17 protein-coding genes are annotated in these 18233 nt (G+C 65.3%); 12 read left to right on the plus strand and 5 right to left on the minus strand.

The genetic code is table 11. The features are described from left to right. Nucleotides 1–8: 8 nt before the first annotated feature. The 11 genes from EV686_RS13480 (at nt 9) to pgi (ending at nt 11410) form a co-directional block, all read left to right on the plus strand. Nucleotides 9–1472: a glutamate synthase subunit beta gene (locus EV686_RS13480; protein ID WP_132477476.1), complete on the plus strand. Its 1464-nt coding sequence runs from the start codon at nt 9–11 to the stop codon at nt 1470–1472. Between the two features lie 116 nt (nt 1473–1588). After that, entirely contained in the window at nt 1589–2500 is a 912-nt protein-coding gene (locus tag EV686_RS13485) for a LysR substrate-binding domain-containing protein (protein ID WP_132477477.1), read from the plus strand. A gap of 128 nt (nt 2501–2628) precedes the next feature. Further along, nucleotides 2629–3603 carry a Bug family tripartite tricarboxylate transporter substrate binding protein gene (locus tag EV686_RS13490; protein ID WP_132477478.1) on the plus strand — a complete coding sequence of 325 codons (975 nt, stop codon included), beginning with the start codon at nt 2629–2631 and terminating at the stop codon, nt 3601–3603. Nucleotides 3604–3611: 8 nt separating this feature from the next. Beyond that, nucleotides 3612–4907 (plus strand): M28 family peptidase, encoded by a 1296-nt coding sequence (locus EV686_RS13495; protein WP_132477479.1) that lies wholly within the window; start codon nt 3612–3614, stop codon nt 4905–4907. Nucleotides 4908–5089: 182 nt separating this feature from the next. Further along, nucleotides 5090–5740: a dienelactone hydrolase family protein gene (locus EV686_RS13500; RefSeq protein WP_132477480.1), complete on the plus strand. Its 651-nt coding sequence runs from the start codon at nt 5090–5092 to the stop codon at nt 5738–5740. 349 nt (nt 5741–6089) lie between these two features. Further along, a complete protein-coding gene (locus EV686_RS13505; RefSeq protein WP_132477481.1) occupies nt 6090–6926 on the plus strand; it encodes an ABC transporter ATP-binding protein in 837 nt (278 codons plus the stop codon). Further along, nucleotides 6923–7708, plus strand: a complete 786-nt coding sequence (mlaE, locus tag EV686_RS13510; protein WP_132477482.1) for a lipid asymmetry maintenance ABC transporter permease subunit MlaE — start codon at nt 6923–6925, stop codon at nt 7706–7708. The genes EV686_RS13505 and mlaE overlap by 4 nt, the downstream gene beginning before the upstream one ends. A gap of 25 nt (nt 7709–7733) precedes the next feature. After that, on the plus strand, nt 7734–8201 hold the full coding sequence (gene mlaD / locus EV686_RS13515; RefSeq protein ID WP_132477483.1) for an outer membrane lipid asymmetry maintenance protein MlaD: 468 nt from the start codon (nt 7734–7736) through the stop codon (nt 8199–8201). A gap of 42 nt (nt 8202–8243) precedes the next feature. Further along, the gene (locus tag EV686_RS13520; RefSeq protein WP_132477484.1) at nt 8244–9062 is read left to right on the plus strand and encodes an MlaA family lipoprotein; all 819 of its coding nucleotides are present in this window, start codon (nt 8244–8246) and stop codon (nt 9060–9062) included. Between the two features lie 10 nt (nt 9063–9072). Beyond that, nucleotides 9073–9723 carry an MlaC/ttg2D family ABC transporter substrate-binding protein gene (locus EV686_RS13525; protein WP_132477485.1) on the plus strand — a complete coding sequence of 217 codons (651 nt, stop codon included), beginning with the start codon at nt 9073–9075 and terminating at the stop codon, nt 9721–9723. Between the two features lie 109 nt (nt 9724–9832). Continuing rightward, complete coding sequence (gene pgi, locus EV686_RS13530) at nt 9833–11410, plus strand: glucose-6-phosphate isomerase (protein WP_243650888.1); 1578 nt, start codon at nt 9833–9835, stop codon at nt 11408–11410. Nucleotides 11411–11422: 12 nt separating this feature from the next. Here the strand turns inward: pgi and rfbC are convergent, their stop codons facing one another. The 3 genes from rfbC to EV686_RS13545 are packed head-to-tail and all read right to left on the minus strand — an operon-like array spanning nt 11423 to nt 15630. Continuing rightward, nucleotides 11423–11971, minus strand: a complete 549-nt coding sequence (rfbC, locus tag EV686_RS13535; protein WP_132477601.1) for a dTDP-4-dehydrorhamnose 3,5-epimerase — start codon at nt 11969–11971, stop codon at nt 11423–11425. 17 nt (nt 11972–11988) lie between these two features. Next, on the minus strand, nt 11989–13188 hold the full coding sequence (locus tag EV686_RS13540) for an acetyl-CoA C-acyltransferase (protein WP_132477486.1): 1200 nt from the start codon (nt 13186–13188) through the stop codon (nt 11989–11991). 15 nt (nt 13189–13203) lie between these two features. Next, nucleotides 13204–15630, minus strand: a complete 2427-nt coding sequence (locus tag EV686_RS13545) for a 3-hydroxyacyl-CoA dehydrogenase NAD-binding domain-containing protein (protein ID WP_132477487.1) — start codon at nt 15628–15630, stop codon at nt 13204–13206. Nucleotides 15631–15683: 53 nt separating this feature from the next. On the opposite strand from EV686_RS13545, the gene EV686_RS13550 reads away from it, so the two are divergent. Continuing rightward, nucleotides 15684–16379, plus strand: a complete 696-nt coding sequence (locus EV686_RS13550) for a hypothetical protein (RefSeq protein WP_132477488.1) — start codon at nt 15684–15686, stop codon at nt 16377–16379. A 139-nt stretch (nt 16380–16518) separates the two neighbouring features. Here the strand turns inward: EV686_RS13550 and EV686_RS13555 are convergent, their stop codons facing one another. Both EV686_RS13555 and EV686_RS13560 read right to left on the minus strand, forming a co-directional pair. Beyond that, entirely contained in the window at nt 16519–16761 is a 243-nt protein-coding gene (locus EV686_RS13555; protein ID WP_132477489.1) for a hypothetical protein, read from the minus strand. A gap of 464 nt (nt 16762–17225) precedes the next feature. Further along, a complete protein-coding gene (locus EV686_RS13560) occupies nt 17226–18203 on the minus strand; it encodes a Bug family tripartite tricarboxylate transporter substrate binding protein (protein WP_165972610.1) in 978 nt (325 codons plus the stop codon). Between the last annotated feature and the right edge of the window lie 30 nt (nt 18204–18233).

Genomic DNA, 18233 nt, shown 5'->3' on the forward strand with positions numbered 1-18233 from the left:
GAAACATCATGGGAAAAATCACCGGCTTCATGGAACTTGAGCGGATCACTCCCGTCAGCGAAGCGCCTGCCGTGCGCACCCGCCACTGGAAGGAATTCCTCTCGCCGCTGAACAGCCAGCTGGCCGGCAACCAGGCCGCCCGCTGCATGGACTGCGGCATCCCGTTCTGCAACAACGGCTGCCCCGTCAACAATCTGATCCCCGACTGGAACGACCTGGTCTACCGCCAGCAGTGGCGCCCGGCGCTGGATACACTGCACGCCACCAACAACTTCCCGGAGTTCACCGGACGGGTCTGCCCCGCCCCCTGCGAAGCGGCCTGTACGCTGAACATCAACAACGACGCCGTCGGCATCAAGTCCATCGAGCACGCCATCATCGAGCGCGGCTGGCAGGAAGGCTGGGTGCGTCCCGAGCCAGCCCAGCGCCGCACCGGCAAGAAAGTCGCCGTCGTCGGCTCCGGCCCCGCCGGACTGGCCTGCGCGCAGCAACTGGCGCGCGCCGGACACAGCGTGACCGTATTCGAGAAAAGCAGCCGCATCGGCGGCCTGCTGCGCTACGGCATCCCCGACTTCAAGCTGGAAAAAGTGCACATCGATCGCCGCCTGGCCCAAATGGAAGCGGAAGGCGTGGAATTCCAGCCCTCCACCTACGTCGGCAGCGAATCGCAGGCGCCGGACGGCCTGGCCGTGCGCACGCCGGCATCGCTGCAGGCCGAGTTCGACGCCATCGTCATGTCGGGCGGATCCGAGCAGCCGCGCGACCTGCCGATCCCCGGTCGGGAACTGCAGGGCATCCACTTCGCCATGGACTTCCTGCGCCAGCAGAACATGGTCTGCAGCGGAGACATCCGCGAATCCGCCATCCAGGTCAAGGGCAAGCACGTCATCGTCATCGGCGGCGGCGATACCGGCTCGGACTGCGTCGGCACCAGCATCCGCCAGGGCGCGGCCTCGGTCACGCAGTTCGAGGTCATGCCGCGTCCGCCGGAAGTCGAGGACAAGCCGCTGACCTGGCCCTACTGGCCGCTGCGCCTGCGCACCTCCTCCTCGCACGAGGAGGGCTGCGAGCGCGACTGGTGCATATCGACGAAGCAGTTCACGGGTCAGAAGGGCAAGGTACAGTCCCTGACCGCCGTCCGGGTCGAGTGGGTCAAGGACAAGACGACAGGGCAGATGAAAATGCAGGAGATCGAGGGCTCCGAGATGGAGCTGCCCGCTGACGCCGTGTTCCTCGCCATGGGCTTCGTATCGCCCGTGCAGCAGGTGCTGAAATCGTTCGAGATCGAAACGGATGCGCGCGGCAACGCACGCGCCAATACCAACGACTACCGGACCAGCGCGGACAAGGTGTTCGCGGCCGGGGACATGCGCAGGGGCCAGTCGCTAGTGGTCTGGGCCATCCGCGAAGGCCGCCAGTGCGCGCATGCGGTGGATGAGTGGCTGATGGGAGAGAGTGTGTTGCCCGTGTAGCCGCAGCGGCTGCATCAGCTTCAATCCAGAGCGCATGGCCCCGGGAGGATCATCCATCCGGGGCCATTGCTTTATGATTCCCTTGTCCATGCAACGCTTGCATCCGGGGGGACGCCATGAAAGGTTCAAGAAACTCGCTGACTTCGCTCAGGATTTTCCTGGTCGCCGCCAGGACCTTGAATTTCAGCATGACGGGCGAACTCATGCATCTGACGCAAAGCGCCGTCAGCAAGCACGTCGCGGCACTCGAGAAGCACCTTGGCACGCCGCTGTTCGAGCGCACCAGCAACGGCCTGAAGCTCAGCCATGCCGGCATGCGCTACCGCGACCATATCCAGCAGGCCATCCGCCTGATCGACGAAGCCGACATCCTGGTGTCGAATCCTTCGTCGCGCATCGCGCTGAATATCGCGGTATCCCCGTCCTTCGCGCAGAGCTGCCTGATCCCTGCGCTGAAGGACTTCTTCTCGAGCCACCCGGAAGTGAAAGTCAATATACGCCCCCGTCTTCCCAAGGAAGACCGGAGCACCGAGCGCTTCGACGCGGAGATCCAGCTCAATACCGGCCATGCGCGCGGCATGTCCGCCACGTATCTCTGCGGGCGCGAAATGGCGCTGGTCGTCGCGCCCGAACTGATCGCGGACAGTCCGCCGCGGCTGCCCGAAGACCTGGATCACATGGTGCTGCTCAAGCGCGCCCAGCCCGGCTACGGCTGGGAGGAGTGGAAAAGCGCCATGGCGCCCGGCTGGGCCGGCCCTTCGCCCTCCTCTCCCGAGTACGAGGGCTTCTCGATACTGCTGCCTGCGGTGCTCAATGGCCTGGGAGCCGCCATATTCCCGCTGTGCCTGGTGAAGGACCATCTGCAGTCCGGACGGCTGGTCCGGCCTTTCGGCGAATCGGTGTCCGGCCGCTATGGCTATTATCTGCTCGAGCCGCGCCCCCAAAGCCCCAATCCCTACATCGCCGCCCTGTGCAACTGGATCAGGGAATACAGCAAGAGCCTGAACACGGCGCCTGAACAGCGGTAGGCACCCGCCCCATCTTTCCGCATGGCATTCCGGACTGGAATACCCCATGCTTAAACATCCATTGATCCGCTTGTCTGCGCCCGACAAAATAGATCGGCTATCCATGGCCCATCGCGGAGACTCCCATCATGAAATCATGGCAACGGCTGCTATCCAGCCTTACCCTTCCCCTGTTCCTGTACGGCGCCTCTGCAAGCGCCGCCTATCCGGAGCAACCGGTCCGGCTGATCGCCCCCTATGGCGCTGGCGGCAGCTCCGATGTGCTGGCCCGGGCCCTCAGCGAACAGCTGGCCAAGGAACTGGGCCAGCCCGTCATCGTGGAAAACCGCGCCGGCGCGGGGTCCATGATCGGCACTTCCTACGTGGCCAGCGCCGCTCCGGACGGCTACACGCTGCTGCTGGTCGATGTGCCGTTCACGATCATCCCGGCCCTGTATCCCGATCGCGTGAAATACGACGTCAGCAAGGATTTCGCGCCCGTCGCCCTGCTGGGCGTCGCTCCCATGTATCTGTTCGTCCACCAGGATTCGCCCATCAAGACCTACCAGGACCTGATCGAGACCGCCAAGAAGAATCCCGGCCAGCTTTCCATAGGCTCCGGCGGCAACGGCTCGTTTACTCACCTGCTGGCCGAACTGCTCATGAGCAATACAGGCATCGAGCTGACGCACGTCCCGTACAAGAGCGCGGCGGCCTCCGTCACCGACCTGGCGGGCCGGCAGATCGACGCCAGCTTCACCACCATCGCATCGGCCAAGGCGCTGATCGACGGCGGCAAAATCCGCCCCATCGCCTCCACCTCCATGGAACCGCATCCGGCGACTCCCGATGTCCCCACATTCCACGCAGGCGGCCTGGACACGCTGAACGTGCAAAGCTGGTGGGGCATCGTCGCGCCTGCGGGAACGCCGGCGGCAATCATCTCCAGGCTCGAATCCGCCCTGGCCGCCGCGCTTCCCGACCCATCCGTCCAGCAACGCTTTGCAACGGTCGGCGTCAGCCCTCCGCAAAGCCACGGCGCCGCCGCATTGCAGACAGCCGTCACCGAAGACCTGGCGCGCTGGAAGGACGTCATCAGCAAGGCCGGCATCAGCGCAGAATAAGGTTTCCCATGTCGACACAGCAGCATGCATGGCTCGATCAGGCCAGCAACGATCCCGATCTGATGCAGGACTTCCTGTCCATCTGCGGCTTCGGGGGCCGCCTCGCCGGAACGGGCGAGGACGAACAGGCGCTGGACTGGGCGCTTGGCCGCCTGCAAGGCCTGGGCCTCGAACCGCAGCGCCTGGACATCCCGTACGATGGCTGGTCATGCCGCAAGGCCAGCCTGGAACTCATGGCGCCCGGGAGCGCGGCAAACCAGTTGTCCTGCCACGCGCTGCTGCGATCCATGTCCACGCCGGACACAGGACTGGAGGCGGAAGTCATCGACCTCGGCCAGGGCCGGGAGGCCGATTTCGAGCGCCTGGGCCAGGCCGTCCCGGGAAAAATCGTCCTGGTTCGCCACGAATACCCGTTCTCTCCCGATCACGTGCACCGACGCCGGAAATACGACCTGGCGGTCGACCACGGCGCGTCCGGGTTCCTGATCGCCAACCCGTATCCGGGCGGCGGGCTGATGTCGGGTTCATCGGGCAGGCCCGTCAATGGCCGCGGCATACCCGCCGCATATATCGACCACGCATCGGGGCAGGCGCTGGCGGATGCCCTGAAATCCGGCCCTGCGACCGTGAGACTGACCATCATCGGTCAGGAGGCCCCATCGGCGTCGGCCAGGATCGGCATCCTTGACATCCCCGGCGGATCCGTCGATACGATCGTCATCAGCGCGCATATCGACGGCCACCCCCTGGGCGCCAGCGCGTTGGACAACGCCACGGGGGTAGCCGTCGCCCTCGCGGCGGCGCGCGCCCTGCGCGGCCGCATCTCCCGCGACACGCACAGCCTGAGGATATGCCTGTTTTCCGCGGAAGAATGGGCGCTTGCCGGTTCCCGCTGCTATCTCGACCAGATGTCCGACGCGGAAAAATCCCGGCTCAAGCTGAACCTGAACCTGGACACCGTGGCCGGAGACGATACGCTGACGGCCCTGACCAGCGGCTTCCCCGCGCTGGACGCCTATGTCCGCGAGGCGGCGGCGAGCGCCGGCCTGCATATCGGTACGCACCTGCCGCTCATGCCGAACTCGGATCACGCCAACTTCGCGCGCAGCGGCATCCCGGCGCTGCGGCTGCTCGCGGGCTTCGGCAAGCCCGACTCCCGCGTGCGCCATATTCTTTCCGGCGACGATCTTCCCGGGATTGTGAAGGAATCCGAACTCAGACAGGCGCTGAAGGCCGTCTGCGCCATGGCCGACTTCGCCCTGCACCTGCCCTCCGACGCGCTGGCCGCGCTCGCCGCCCGCTGAGAGCAACGCTCCAGTCTGCCGGCCAGCAGCCGGCAATGCATCGGGACTCGCACGCAAATGTCCGATAACATGTAGGTGGCGATACATGTTATCGGTCCATGCTTTCTGAGTCGCTTGGCCTCGTCGTGCACGACGAGGCTTGCGCTTTAACGCGTGGTCAAACCTCAAACGGGAGATCCTGCATGCTTGCTCTGAGCACCAAAGACGGCCAACGCATCTCGGCCTTTAGAGCGGGGGAAGGCAATCGGTACGGCCTGATCCTGCTTCAGGAAATTTTCGGCATCAACGCCCATATTCGCGATACCGCCGAGCACTTCGCATCGGAAGGCTACGACGTCATCGCCCCCGCGCTGTTCGACCGCGTCGAACCCAACGTGGAACTGGACTATTCCCCGGAATCCATCCAGCGCGGACTGGCGCTGCGCGCCAAGATCCCGCTGGAACACACCCTGCTCGACATCGAAGCCGCCATCGGGGCGCTCGAAGGGAAATCCGCCGCCATTGTCGGCTATTGCTGGGGCGGCGCGCTTGCATGGCAGTCCGCCTGCAAGCTCCCGGGCCTCAAGGCCGCCTCATGCTGGTACCCCGGCGGCATAGTCAAGGCGAAAGACCTCGCGTCCCAAATCCCGGTACAAGTCCATTTCGGCAAGACAGACACTTCGATCCCCATGAACGAAGTAGCCGAATTCCAGCAAGCCCAGCCTGAAGTCGAGGTATTCCTGTATGACGCGGGACATGGGTTCGGCTGCGACCAACGGGGATCGTTCGACCAGCAAGCCTACGCCCTCGCCCGCGAGCGGACGCTTGAGTTTTTCTCCAAGGTTCTAGCATAACGACCTCCGGAACCAGGGGCATCGCAGATGCGATCAAGCCCTGGCCCGGACACCGAACCAGCAGAAAGAAACAGGAGCGAACCACAGCAAAGATGTGCATGCGGTTCGAATCTTCCCAATGCCCCAAAGGCGCGGCCCTGTGCCGACCGGGCGCCGCTGCCGCAAGTTCACAGAAACAACCCCGCAGGCCACAAAACAGCCCCCGAAAAACAACACCCTTGCCAGCCAGATGTAACAGCAAACTTCTATCCAGCCTCAGGACGCACTATCCTGCATCAAAATAACAACGCAAATCTCATCCAATCCGCGCAACAGATACAATAGGCCACTTGTTACCAACATATCGCCCATGACTGTATCAGACGCCACGCCACCGTCCGACTCCATCCTGCGCTTCACCGGCGTATCCCTGGGGTATGGAGACTTCACCGTCCTGCGCGACATCAGCCTCGATGTCCGGCGCGGCCAGGTAGTGGCCATGATGGGCGGCTCCGGCTCCGGCAAGACCACATTGCTGCGCGGCGCCACCGGCCAGATCCGCGCCCAGGCAGGCGTCATCGAAGTCTTCGGCAACGACCTCGCCCGGACCAGTGAATCCCAGTTGCGCAGCCTGCGCCAGCGCATGGGCGTGCTGTTCCAGCAAGGCGCCCTGTTCACCGACCTGAACGTCTTCGAAAACGTCGCCTTCCCCTTGCGCGAACACACCAGACTGCCCGAAGCCGAAATCCTGCAGCGCGTCCTCGACAAGCTCGACGCCGTCGGCCTGCGCGCCGCCGCCCACCTCGGCATCTCGGAAATCTCCGGCGGCATGGCTCGGCGCGTCGCGCTGGCGCGCGCCATCGTGCTCGAACCCGAACTCATCCTGTACGACGAACCCTTCGCCGGACTGGACCCCATCTCCATGGGCATCACCGCCCAGCTCATCCGCGACCTGACCGACCGCCTCCACTGCGCCTCCGTGCTCATCACCCACGACGTGCAGGAGTCCTTCTCCATCGCGGACATGGTCTGCATCGTCGGCCAGGGCAAAATGCTGGCGGCCGGCACGCCAGCCGACCTGTCCTCGTCCGACAACGCCTACATCCAGCAATTCATCCAGGGCAAGCCGGACGGCCCCATCGCCTTCCATTACCCGGCCACCCCGGCATTCGACGCCTGGCTCGACCAATCAGCGAGGCGCAAATGACAGCCATCGCACGCCTCATCACCGCGCTCGGACGCCTCCTGACGACCACGCTGTACGGCCTGGGCGCCTTCACCCGCCTGCTGTTCGCCATCCTGGCGCGCAGCGGCATCGCGCTGACGCGCCCGCGCCTGGTATCACAGCAGATCCACTTCATCGGCAACTACTCGATGGTCATCATCGCCGTCTCGGGCATGTTCGTCGGCTTCGTCCTGGGCCTGCAGGGCTACTACACCCTCAGCCGCTACGGCTCCGAAGAAGCCCTGGGCCTGCTGGTGGCACTCTCGCTGACCCGCGAACTGGGCCCCGTCGTCACCGCCCTGCTGTTCGCCGGGCGGGCCGGCACATCGCTGACCGCCGAAATCGGCCTCATGAAAGCCAGCGAACAGATTCCGGCCATGGAAGTCATGGCCGTCGACCCCATACGCCGCGTGCTGGTGCCGCGCTTCTGGGGCGGCGTCATCGCCATGCCGGTGCTGGCCGCCGTCTTCTCCGCCGTCGGCATCCTGGGCGGCTGGGTCGTCGGCGTGCAGATGATCGGTGTCGACCCAGGCTCGTTCTGGTCGCAGATGCAGGACGGCGTGGACGTGTTCAACGACGTCCTGAACGGCGTCATCAAGAGCCTGATCTTCGGCATCGTCGTCACGCTGATCGCACTGTACGAAGGCTGGAACGCCAAGCCCACGCCCGAGGGCGTCTCCCGGGCCACGACACGCACCGTCGTCAGCGGCGCGCTGGCCGTGCTCGGCCTGGATTTCGTGCTGACGGCACTGATGTTCAACTGATTAATGCAAGAACGGAAACCATCTCATGGCACGTGAAAAAACCGACTTCTGGGTAGGACTGTTCGTACTGCTGGGCATCGTGGCCCTGGTTTTCCTGGCCCTGCGCGCCGGCAACCTCAGCTCGTTCTCCTTCGCCCCCACCTACCAGGTCCAGGCCCACTTCGACAACCTGGGCGGCCTCAAGGTGCGCGCACCGGTCAAGAGCAGCGGCGTGGTCGTGGGCCGCGTATCCGGCATCCACTTCGACAACCAGACCTTCCGCGCGGTGGCCACGCTGGACATCGAAACCCAGTACACCTTCCCCAAGGACTCCTCCGCCTCCATCCTGACCTCCGGCCTGCTCGGCGAGCAATACATCGGCCTGACACCCGGCGGAGAGGATGAAGACCTCAAGCAGGGCAGCGAAATCAGCTACACCCAAAGCGCCGTCGTGCTGGAAGAACTGATCAGCAAATTCCTCTACAACTCCGCCGACCAAGGCGCGGCGGAATAACCCCATCGGCAACGAACAGAACCTTTTATCGCTGGAACGCACATGAACGCACAGACTCGAGAACGACGCCGCAATCCGCTGCCCCGCCTGGCTCCCGCCGCCGCAGCCGTGCTTCTGGCCACAGGATGCGCCAGCGTGCAGAACCCTCATCCCTCCGATCCCTGGGAAGGCATGAATCGCGGCGTGCACAACTTCAACGAAACTATCGACAAAGCGCTGCTCAAGCCCATCGCCCAAGGCTACGAAGCCATCACGCCAAGGCCGGCACGCACCTGCATCAACAATATCTTCCGCAACATGGGCGACCTCTGGTCCGCCGTCAACAGCTTCGCGCAGGGGCGCGGCCACGACTTCATCAACACCCTGGGCCGCGTGCTGTTCAACTCCACCATGGGCCTGGGCGGCTGTATCGACGTCGCCTCCATGAACGGCGCCTACCGCATCGAAAACGACTTCGGCGTCACGCTCGGCGTCTGGGGCCTGGACTCCGGGCCCTACCTGGTGCTGCCCTTCCTGGGCGCCAGCACCCTGCGCGACGGAGTCGGCAATGTCGGCATGATGGCCCTGGGCGCATCGGCCAGCACCCCCATCTTCGCAATCGATGACGTTCCCGTGCGCAATTCCATCCTCGGCCTGTACATCGTCGACGGACGCGCGGCGCTGCTGGAGGCCGACCGCCTGGTCGACGAGACTGCGCTGGATCGCTACAGCTTCATCCGCGACGCCTATCTGCAGAAACGCAAGGCCATGGTCGAAGGCTCCGCGGCGGACGACAACCTGCCCGACTACTCCGACGACGAAGACGACCTGCCCGCCGATTCCGGCAATGCGGCCCAGAGCCAGCCTGCCGCCGCAAACTAAGGAGTTCATCATGCAATCACAGACCTTCCTGTCGCCTGTCCTTCATTTGCTGCGCCGCGTCGCCGCCGTCGCCCTGGTGGGCGCGGCCTGCGTCGGCCAGGCCCTGGCCCAGAACGGCATCGACCCGCAACAACCGGCCGACGCTTTCGTCAAGGCCGTCGGCGAACGCGCCCTGGACGCCATGAAGGCGGACAACGCCGTACGCTCCGGCGACCCCGCCGCCATCACCGAAGTCGTCAACACCTACATCCTGCCCTACGTCAACCTGGAAAAGACGACCCGCCTCGCCGCCGGCCGCCACTGGCGACAGGCCACGCCCGATCAGCAGCGGCGCCTGGTCGAGGCTTTCAAAGGAACGCTGATCCGCACCTACAGCACCGCCTTCCGTCAGGTCACCCCGCACTCGACCCTGGTCATCCTGCCCTATCGCGGCGCCGCCGACGCCACCGATACTGTCGTCAAGTCCTCTCTGACCAAGGAACGCGGCGGCGCCCCCGTTTCCATCGACTACCGTCTGGAAAAGACGGCCGACGGCTGGAAGATCTATGATCTGAACGTGGAAAACATCTGGCTGATCCAGAACTACCGCAATCAGTTCAACCAGGAAATCAACGCCGGCGGCATCGATGGCCTGATCAAGGCGCTGAATCGCAACGCCTGATTCGCGGCACAGCCCAACACCAGCGCCGCGATACGCCAATGCGTATTGCGGCGTTTTTCCGAGCATTCCGCAGGCCAAAAGCCCGCCCTGACTGCCTGAGGTCCGAATCGTGAGCGATAACAACAATCCCCTGCCCCTGCCATCGCTGCCCGAATGGCGCAACTTCGTCGCCGCGACGCAGCAGTCCGCCATTTCCTTCGACCGGGCGCGCATCATCGACACCCCGGGACTGCAGCTGGACATCAGCGCCCAGCGCCATTCTCCCGAACTGACCGCCGCCGCGCAGGCCTTGCTCGACGCCCGCAATTTCGACGCCATGCGCCGGCACCTGCTGGAAGGCGGCATCGTCAATCCCAGCGAAAAGCGCGCCGCGTGGCACTCCGCCCTGCGCGCGGCCGCCCCGGTCGGACCGATCAACGCCGAGCGCCAGCGCATGAACGAATTCATCCGCAAGGCCGACTCCGAGCGCCGCTGGCGCAACATCGTGCACATCGGCATCGGCGGCAGCGACTGGGGCGTGCGCCTGGCGGTCGGCGCCTTCGGCTACGCCGGCATGTGGCGCCAGGTCCGCTTCGTCGCCAATATCGACGGCCATGCCATCGAAGGCGGGCTGGCCGGGCTGGACCTGCGCGACACGCTGATCGTGATGGCGTCCAAATCGTTCACCACGGCCGAAACCCTGGAAAACGGCCTGCGCGCCCTGGAGCGCCTGCGCGCCGCCGGCGTCGAAGACCCCTACCAGCACGTAGTGGCCATTACCGCGCGCCCCGAGACGGCGCGCGACTGGGGCATCCCGGCCTCCCACGTATTCCGGCTGTGGGACTGGGTCGGCGGCCGATTCTCCCTCTGGTCCTCGGTCAGCCTGACCACCGCGCTGGCCATCAACTCCGACGTCGTGGCCGGCATGCTGGCGGGCGCCACGGCCATGGACCATCACTTCGCCAATGCGCCCATCGAGAAGAACGCCCCTGTGCAGATGGCGCTGTCGGGCGTGGTCAACCGCAGTGTCCTGGGCTATGGCTCGCTGAACATCGCTCCCTACGACTTCCGCCTGGCGGCCCTGGTACCCTACATACAACAGCTGGAAATGGAATCGCTGGGCAAGTCCGTCACGCTGGACGGCCAGCCTGTCGGCGTCCCCACCGGACCCGCCGTCTGGGGCATGCCCGGCACGGATGCGCAACACACCTTCTTCCAGTGGCTGCACCAGGGCAGCGATGGCGCGCCCGTGGATTTCATCGTCTGTCAGAACGCGGACCACCAGTGGCGCAACCATCACGAAAGCCTGCTCGCCAACTGCCTGGCGCAGCGCGAAGCGCTGCTGGAAGGCAAGTCGCACAGCCATGCGATGATGGAGTGCCTGTCCGCCGGCATGTCGCACGACGAGGCCGAAGCCCTGGCGCTGCACCGCACCCACCCCGGCGGCCGCCCGTCCAACCTCATCGTGCTGCCGCGCCTCTCGCCCTACGCGCTGGGTTCCCTGCTAGCCCTGTACGAGCACAAGATCTTCGTGCAGGGCCTGATCTGGGGCATCAACCCCTTCGATCAATGGGGCGTGGAATACGGCAAGGTGCTGGCCACAGGCATCACGCGCGAACTGAACGGCGACATCCCCGTCGACGCCGCGCACGACGCCTCGACACGGCACTGGATCGAGCAGTTCCGCAACGACAGCGCCAAACGATAGAACGCCGGCGGCTCAGGCCCCGAGCCGCCGACGCAGCTCCCGCAGGCTCAACCCGTCCGCATCGCGCGGCGACAGGATAGGACGATCCACCTGCCAGGCGACTCCCAGTTCGGGGTCGTCCCAGCGCAGGCAGACCTCGTCGCCCGGATCGTAATAGCGCGTGCACTGATAGGAGACCAGCGCTTGCCCGGACAGCACGGCGAAGCCATGTGCGAATCCCGGCGGCACCCAGAGCTGCCGCAAGTCGGATCCATCCAGTTCCACCGACAGGAAGCGGCCGAACGACGGCGAGCCGATGCGCACGTCCACCACCACGTCCTGTATGCGCCCCTGCAGCACGCAGACCAGCTTGCCCTGGGGCTGGCGCAGCTGCAGGTGCAGGCCGCGCAGCACATCCTGGCCCGACTGGCTCAGGTTGCCCTGCACGAAATCCGCATCCACGCCCAGCCAACGGCGATAGTCGTCCCGCCGGTACTGCTCGGCAAACCATCCCCTGCCGTCGCGATGCACGGCCGGCGACAGCAGCTTGACACCAGGCAGAGACAGCTCCCGCACCTCCATATTCCACCCTTCGCGCATCAAACGCGCTCGAAAATCCCCGCCGCGCCCATGCCGGTGCCGACGCACATGGTCACCATGCCGTACTTCAGATCATGCCTGCGCAGCGCATGGACCACCGTGGCCGCGCGGATCGCGCCCGTCGCCCCCAGCGGATGCCCCAGCGCAATGGCGCCGCCCATGGGATTGACGACCTGCGGATCCAGGTTCAGGTCGCGCATCACTGCCAGCGCCTGCGCCGCGAACGCCTCGTTCAGTTCGATCCAGCCGATCTGGTTCAACGCCAGTCCAGCCTGCTTCAAGGCCAGCGGAATCGCCTCCTTGGGCCCGATACCCATGATTTCCGGCGGCACGCCGCGCACCGAAAACGACACGAACCGGGCCAACGGCGTGAGATTATGCGTCTTCAGGGCGCGTTCCGACACGACCAGCAATGCGCCCGCCCCATCGGACATCTGCGAACTGTTGCCCGCGGTCACGCTGCCTTTGGCGGCGAACACCGGACGCAGCTTCGCCAGCGCCTCCAGGCTGGTATCGGCGCGCGGACCCTCGTCCTGGGACACGACCTTCCGGGTTTCGCGCACCTGATCGGATGCCAGGTCGGGGCGACGCGACACGACCTCGACCGGCAGGATTTCATCGGCGAATTCTCCTGCTTCCCGCGCCGCCAGCGCCTTGCGATGCGACTCCAGCGCGAACGCGTCCTGGTCCTCGCGAGAAATGTTCCAGCGGCTGGCCACCTGCTCCGCCGTCACGCCCATGCCGTAGGCAATGCCGAAGTTTTCATCGCGCGCGTAGATATCCGGACTGAAGGTCGTGCTCACCCCCATCACCGGCACCTGGCTCATGGATTCGGTGCCGGCGGCGATGACGACGTCCGCCTGTCCGGTGCGGATGCGGTCTGCCGCAACCGCAATGGCGCTGAGCCCCGACGCGCAGAAGCGGTTGACCGTCATGCCGCCCACGGTATGGGGCAGGCCGGAAAGCAATACGCCGATACGGGCCACGTTGAAGCCCTGCGGGCCCTCGGGAATAGCGCAGCCGACAATGGCATCCTCGACGGCCGCGGGATCCAGTTGCGGCGCCTGCGCCATCAGGCCGCGCAGCGCGGTCGCCAGCAAGTCGTCCGGCCGCGTGGCGGACAGCATGCCTCTGGGCGCCTTGCCGATCGGCGTGCGCGTGGCGGCGACGATATAAGCCTGTTGCAGATTCTGTTCCATGTCCGCCTCCCTTGCTCAGTTACGCACCGGCTTGCCGGTCTTCAGCACGCTTTCGATCCGCTCCTGCGTTCTGGGCTGGCCCAGCAGCCACAGGAAGGCCTCTCGCTCCAGCCGCAGAATCCAGGCCTCATCGACCAGAGACCCCGGATCCACATCGCCGCCGCAGATGACGTGCACGATTCTTTCCGCCACGGTGAAATCGTGCGCGGAAATGAAGCCGCCCGCCTGCATATTGACCAGTTGCGCCTTGAACGTGGCGATGGCATCCCGCCCCGCCACCGGAAAACGCGCCGGCAGAGGCGGGCGCCAGCCCAATTGCGCCAATGCCCGGGCCTGCTGCGCGGCGGCGGGCAGGACCTCGTGCCGGTTCATCACCACCATGTCCTCGTCGCGCAGATAGCCGATGCGGCGCGCATCGAGCGCAGACGCCGACACCTGCGCCGTGGCCGCCGCCGTGACGAAGCGCTTCAGGAAGGCCGTCAGCGGCGCATCCGGCGCCGCCTGCGCCCGCAGCTCCGCCGCCCGGCGCGCGCCGAACGTCAGGCCGCCCGCGCCGGGGACCACGCCGATGCCGGCTTCCACCAGGCCGATATAGGTCTCGAAATGCGCCACGCGCCGGGCGCAATGCACGGCCAGTTCGCAGCCCCCGCCCAATGCCAGCCCCGCCAGCGCCGCCACCACGGGCACCTGGGCATAGCGCAGGCGCAGCGCCATCTCCTGCATCTCGCGCTCCATGGGCTCCACCGCCGCCGCGCCGCCGGACTGGAACGCCGGCAGCATGGCCTTCAGGTCGGCTCCCGCGGAGAAAGGATCATCCACATGGCCGATGACCATGGCGGCGTAGTCCGACTCCGCCAGATCGACGGCCTGCGCGATGCCGCGCACCACGTCCGGCCCCAGCGTATGCATCTTCGTCTTGAACGATACGATCAGCACATCCTGCGGATGAGGCTCGGGCAGCGTCCAGCATCGGATAGCGTCCGTTTCGTGCACGACCACGCCCTCTTGGCCGCGCGATTCTCCGAACAGCAGCGGTGCGCCGAACTGGCGTTCATACACCGGCAGGTCGCTGGCGGGCTCGAAGCGGCCTTCCCCGGCATTCCAGGAGCCTTCCGCAACATGCACTCCCTGCCGTTCCCACACTGGCCCCCGCATGACCCATTCCGGCAGCGGCGCATCCGACAGAGTGCGGCCCGCCGCGATGTCATCCTGTATCCATTGCGCCACCTGCCTCCAGCCAGCCGCCTGCCACAGCTCGAACGACCCCGCCGCATGCCCGAAGCCCCAGCGCATGGCCTGGTCAGCCTGCCGGGCCGTATCGGCGATATCGGCCAGATGCACAGCGGCGTAGTGGAAGCTGTCGCGCAGCAAGGCCCATACGAACTGCGCCTGCGGATGCGAAGACTCCCGCAACGCGCTCAGCCGTGCGGCGGGGTCGCGCTGTGCCAGGGTGGCGGCGACCGCGTCGTCGATGCGCGCATCGGCGGGCACATAGCTGCCGCTGTCCGGATCCAGGCGCAGGATGGCCTTGCCTTCCTTGCGATAGAAGCCCGCCCCCGTCTTCTGCCCCAGCGCGCCCTTGGCGATCAGGGCCTCTACCACCTCTGGAACGCGATAGAGCGCATGGAACGGATCGTCCGGCAACTGATCCTGCATGGTGCGCACCACATGCGCCAGCGTATCCAGTCCGACGACGTCCGCCGTGCGGAACGTACCCGACTTGGCCCGGCCCAGACGGGTGCCCGTCAGTTCGTCAACCAGTTCGTACGGCAAGCCGAATGCCCGCGCCTGCGCCATGACCGACAGGATGCCGAAGACGCCGATGCGATTGCCGATGAAATTGGGCGTATCCTTGGCGCGCACCACGCCCTTGCCCAGGGTGGAGACCAGGAATGTCTCCAGGTGGTCCAGCAGCTCCGGCCGCGTCTCCTGCGTGGGGATCAATTCGACCAGCGGCATGTAGCGCGGCGGATTGAAGAAATGCACGCCGCAGAAACGCTCGCGCAATGCGGCGGGCAGCGCCTCGGCCAGGGACCGGATGGGAAGGCCCGAGGTATTGCTGGCCAGAATCGCGCCTTCCGCCACGTGCGGCGCCAGCTTGCGGTACAGGTCGTGCTTCCAGTCCAGACGCTCGGCGATGGCCTCAATGACAAGATCGCAATCGGCCAGCAGCGCCATGTCGTCGTCGTAGTTGGCCGGCACGATGGCGTCCGCCAGTTCCGGGCTGCCCAATGGCGCAGGCTTGAGCCTGGCCAGCTGCGCCACCGCCTTGCGGGCGATGGCCGTCCTGTCACCCTCTTTGGAAGACAGGTCGAACAGTACGACGGGCAGACCCGCGTTGACGCAATGCGCCGCGATCTGCGCCCCCATGACGCCGGCGCCGCAGACCGCCACCTTGCGAATGTGCCGGGGCTGCCCGGCGCGGGAAGAATGTATCGACATGGCGCTTCCTCCGTGTAAACTGGATCGACGATAAACCTAGTGTACCCATACCCATGGCCAGACTGCCACGCCTGTACGCGCCGAATGTGCCGCAACTGGCACAGTCTACCTTCATCCATCCGCTGTCCCCCATCCCCGCCGAACCCGATATCCCCCCGCTCGACCTGCTGCGCATGTGGCTGACGCAGGACGCGGCGCCTCTGGGCATCGCCCTGCACGGCTGGCTGCTGATGGAGGACCGCATCACGGTGCTGGCCACGCCGGAAGACCCGACCGCCCTGTCCCGGCTGTTCCAGGCGCTGGGCAGACGCATCGCCGCCCGCCTGCGCCATGGACGCGTCTTCGACGGGCGCTACCGCAGCGCCCTGCTGCAGCCTTCGCAGTGGGTGCTGCCCGCATTGATATGGCTAGAATCCCTCCCCGTGCAGCTGGGCCGCACCAGCCATGCCACGACCTGGCAATGGTCGTCGGCGCGATGTCATACCGGCATGAACAACAGCTTCCAGTCGCTGCTGAACGATCATGCGGATTACTGGAGCTGCGGCAACACGCCTTTCGAGCGGCAGACCAACTACCGGGCCATGCTGGAGGAGGGCCTGTCCAGCGCGCAGGCGGAAGCCATACGCCGGGCGCTGCACGGCCAGTGGGCGCTTGGCGACGAACCGTTCCTGCAGCAGCTCAGCCTGAAAGCATCGCGCCGCCCGACGCCCGCGCCGCGCGGCCGGCCGAGAAAGCGCGCGGCGGAGTGAGGCCTGAGCATCAGGAGAGCAACGCAGCCAGGCCAACATTCATGCACCAGTCGGAACAACTCCTGAAACGTAAACTGCAAGGGCTTCGAACTTCACCAACTCTTCCAATACTTGCTGCTCAATAGATATACCCGCGTAGCTACTCACCTCTCACAGGAGCTCCGATAGGCTTGGCGACGGTCGGCGGAATAATATCCATGACGGATGCCAAACGTGCCATCTCCAGGTCGCCACCGTCTACTCTCATTGGCATTCGACCTTCTCCAACAGGATTCCAGAAGAAAAGCCCACCGGATATGACGGCTTTGACTACCTGCGCGGCTCTCTCCGGAGCCACCGACTCCTCGATATGCGCGGTCAGATTCAGCCTGATCTCGTTCATGATGATTCCCCCCCCTGGATTCCAACTCGCAGGCATATCGTGGCACTACGTATAGCGCCTACGGATTGAAACTTAGAAGAAAGTCTCGTGCCGTATCACGGACAAGACTGTCACTATCCACTCAATTGTCCCTCACCCTCTTACATAGAAGGGAGGCGACCACCTCCTCTGATCAGATCGGGAATGTGCGGAAGAATACTCTTGCCGCCACAGGATCACACGACAGAGTCCACTGAACAAAAATCAGGACTCCTGTTTGAAACCGCCGTCGTGAAGCATTCGTTTAACGCAGTAAGCACGGGCATGTCGCTCAATCTGATAAAAAATCAATTCTCTCAGCCAACTGTACGGCCCATGGTCAACACCATCTGGAGCTGTTCACGGAGGTGGCCCAAGCGTGACGACGCTCAGGGCAGACCGCGTGTGGCGAGACCCGCGCCGCCCGGTTCCGGGCGGCGGGCGCATCATTGAGGTGTGATGTTGGCCTGCTTGACCAGTTGCTTGTTGGTGTCAATGTCCTTGCGGACGAACTGGGCGAAATCGACGGGCGACATGAGCCGGACCTGATTGCCGGCCGCGGCGTACGTTGCCTGCAGTTCGGGCGATTGCAGCGCCTGGCTGACGTCCTTGGCCAGCTTCTGGATGACGTCGTCCGGGGTGCCGGCGGGCGCCCACATGCCGATCCACAGATCAACCTTGACGTCGGGGTAGCCGGACTCCGCGACGGTCGGTACCGACGGCAGCGATGCCGCGCGTTCGGCCGAAGTGACGGCCACCGGCCGCAACTTGGTGTTCAGCATGCCGCGGACGGTCGACAGCGGCGCCATGTAGAACGCCGTGCGGCCGCCGGCGACGTCGGTAATGGCGTCGGGCGAGCCCTTGAAGGGAATGTGCAGCATGTCCAGCTTCGCGTGCATGGCAAACAGTTCGGCGACCAGGTGGGAGGCCGTCCCCATGCCGGCCGAGGCGAACGGCACGGCCTGCGGCTTGACCTTGGCGGCGTCCACGATGGCTTTCACGGTCTGGTAGGGGCCGTCCATGGCTGAGACGAGCACGTAGGGCGAGGTGGCCAGTAGCGCGACATCGATCAAGTCTTTGGTGGGGTCGTAGGGCAGGGATTTGTAGATGGCCGGGTTGGCCGCGTGCGAGGCGCTCTGGATCAGCAGCGTATAGCCGTCAGCAGGCGCGCTGACGACCTCGCGGGTGCCGATGGTGCCGCCGGCGCCGGGCTTGTTTTCGATGATGACAGGTTGCCTCCATAGGGCTTCCAGGGATTTGGCCAGCGTACGCGCCACGATGTCGGCGCCCGAGCCGGGCGTCAGCGGCACGACGACGCGCACCGGACGATTGGGGTAGTTGGAATCGGCCAGTGCGGGTGCGGCCGACAGGCCAGCCACGAGAGCGCCGGCGAGCAGCACCGATTGCAGGTAACGTCGGGTCATCTTATGTCTCCTGTGCGTCCATGGACGCGT

The organism is Paracandidimonas soli (assembly GCF_004342005.1).
GTDB classification, from domain to species: Bacteria; Pseudomonadota; Gammaproteobacteria; order Burkholderiales; family Burkholderiaceae_B; genus Paracandidimonas; species Paracandidimonas soli.

Excerpts from the sequence above, each read along its gene's own strand:
- EV686_RS13550 (WP_132477488.1), top strand. The coding sequence starts at position 15,684 with ATGGCCAGACTGCCACGCCTGTACGCGCCGAATGTGCCGCAACTGGCA.
- EV686_RS13490 (WP_132477478.1), top strand. The coding sequence starts at position 2,629 with ATGAAATCATGGCAACGGCTGCTATCCAGCCTTACCCTTCCCCTGTTC.
- EV686_RS13480 (WP_132477476.1), top strand. The coding sequence starts at position 9 with ATGGGAAAAATCACCGGCTTCATGGAACTTGAGCGGATCACTCCCGTC.
- EV686_RS13520 (WP_132477484.1), top strand. The coding sequence starts at position 8,244 with ATGAACGCACAGACTCGAGAACGACGCCGCAATCCGCTGCCCCGCCTG.
- EV686_RS13495 (WP_132477479.1), top strand. The coding sequence starts at position 3,612 with ATGTCGACACAGCAGCATGCATGGCTCGATCAGGCCAGCAACGATCCC.
- rfbC (WP_132477601.1), bottom strand. The coding sequence starts at position 11,971 with ATGGAGGTGCGGGAGCTGTCTCTGCCTGGTGTCAAGCTGCTGTCGCCG.
- mlaD (WP_132477483.1), top strand. The coding sequence starts at position 7,734 with ATGGCACGTGAAAAAACCGACTTCTGGGTAGGACTGTTCGTACTGCTG.
- EV686_RS13540 (WP_132477486.1), bottom strand. The coding sequence starts at position 13,188 with ATGGAACAGAATCTGCAACAGGCTTATATCGTCGCCGCCACGCGCACG.
- EV686_RS13560 (WP_165972610.1), bottom strand. The coding sequence starts at position 18,203 with ATGACCCGACGTTACCTGCAATCGGTGCTGCTCGCCGGCGCTCTCGTG.
- EV686_RS13525 (WP_132477485.1), top strand. The coding sequence starts at position 9,073 with ATGCAATCACAGACCTTCCTGTCGCCTGTCCTTCATTTGCTGCGCCGC.
- EV686_RS13545 (WP_132477487.1), bottom strand. The coding sequence starts at position 15,630 with ATGTCGATACATTCTTCCCGCGCCGGGCAGCCCCGGCACATTCGCAAG.
- EV686_RS13555 (WP_132477489.1), bottom strand. The coding sequence starts at position 16,761 with ATGAACGAGATCAGGCTGAATCTGACCGCGCATATCGAGGAGTCGGTG.
- EV686_RS13500 (WP_132477480.1), top strand. The coding sequence starts at position 5,090 with ATGCTTGCTCTGAGCACCAAAGACGGCCAACGCATCTCGGCCTTTAGA.
- EV686_RS13485 (WP_132477477.1), top strand. The coding sequence starts at position 1,589 with ATGAAAGGTTCAAGAAACTCGCTGACTTCGCTCAGGATTTTCCTGGTC.
- mlaE (WP_132477482.1), top strand. The coding sequence starts at position 6,923 with ATGACAGCCATCGCACGCCTCATCACCGCGCTCGGACGCCTCCTGACG.
- EV686_RS13505 (WP_132477481.1), top strand. The coding sequence starts at position 6,090 with ATGACTGTATCAGACGCCACGCCACCGTCCGACTCCATCCTGCGCTTC.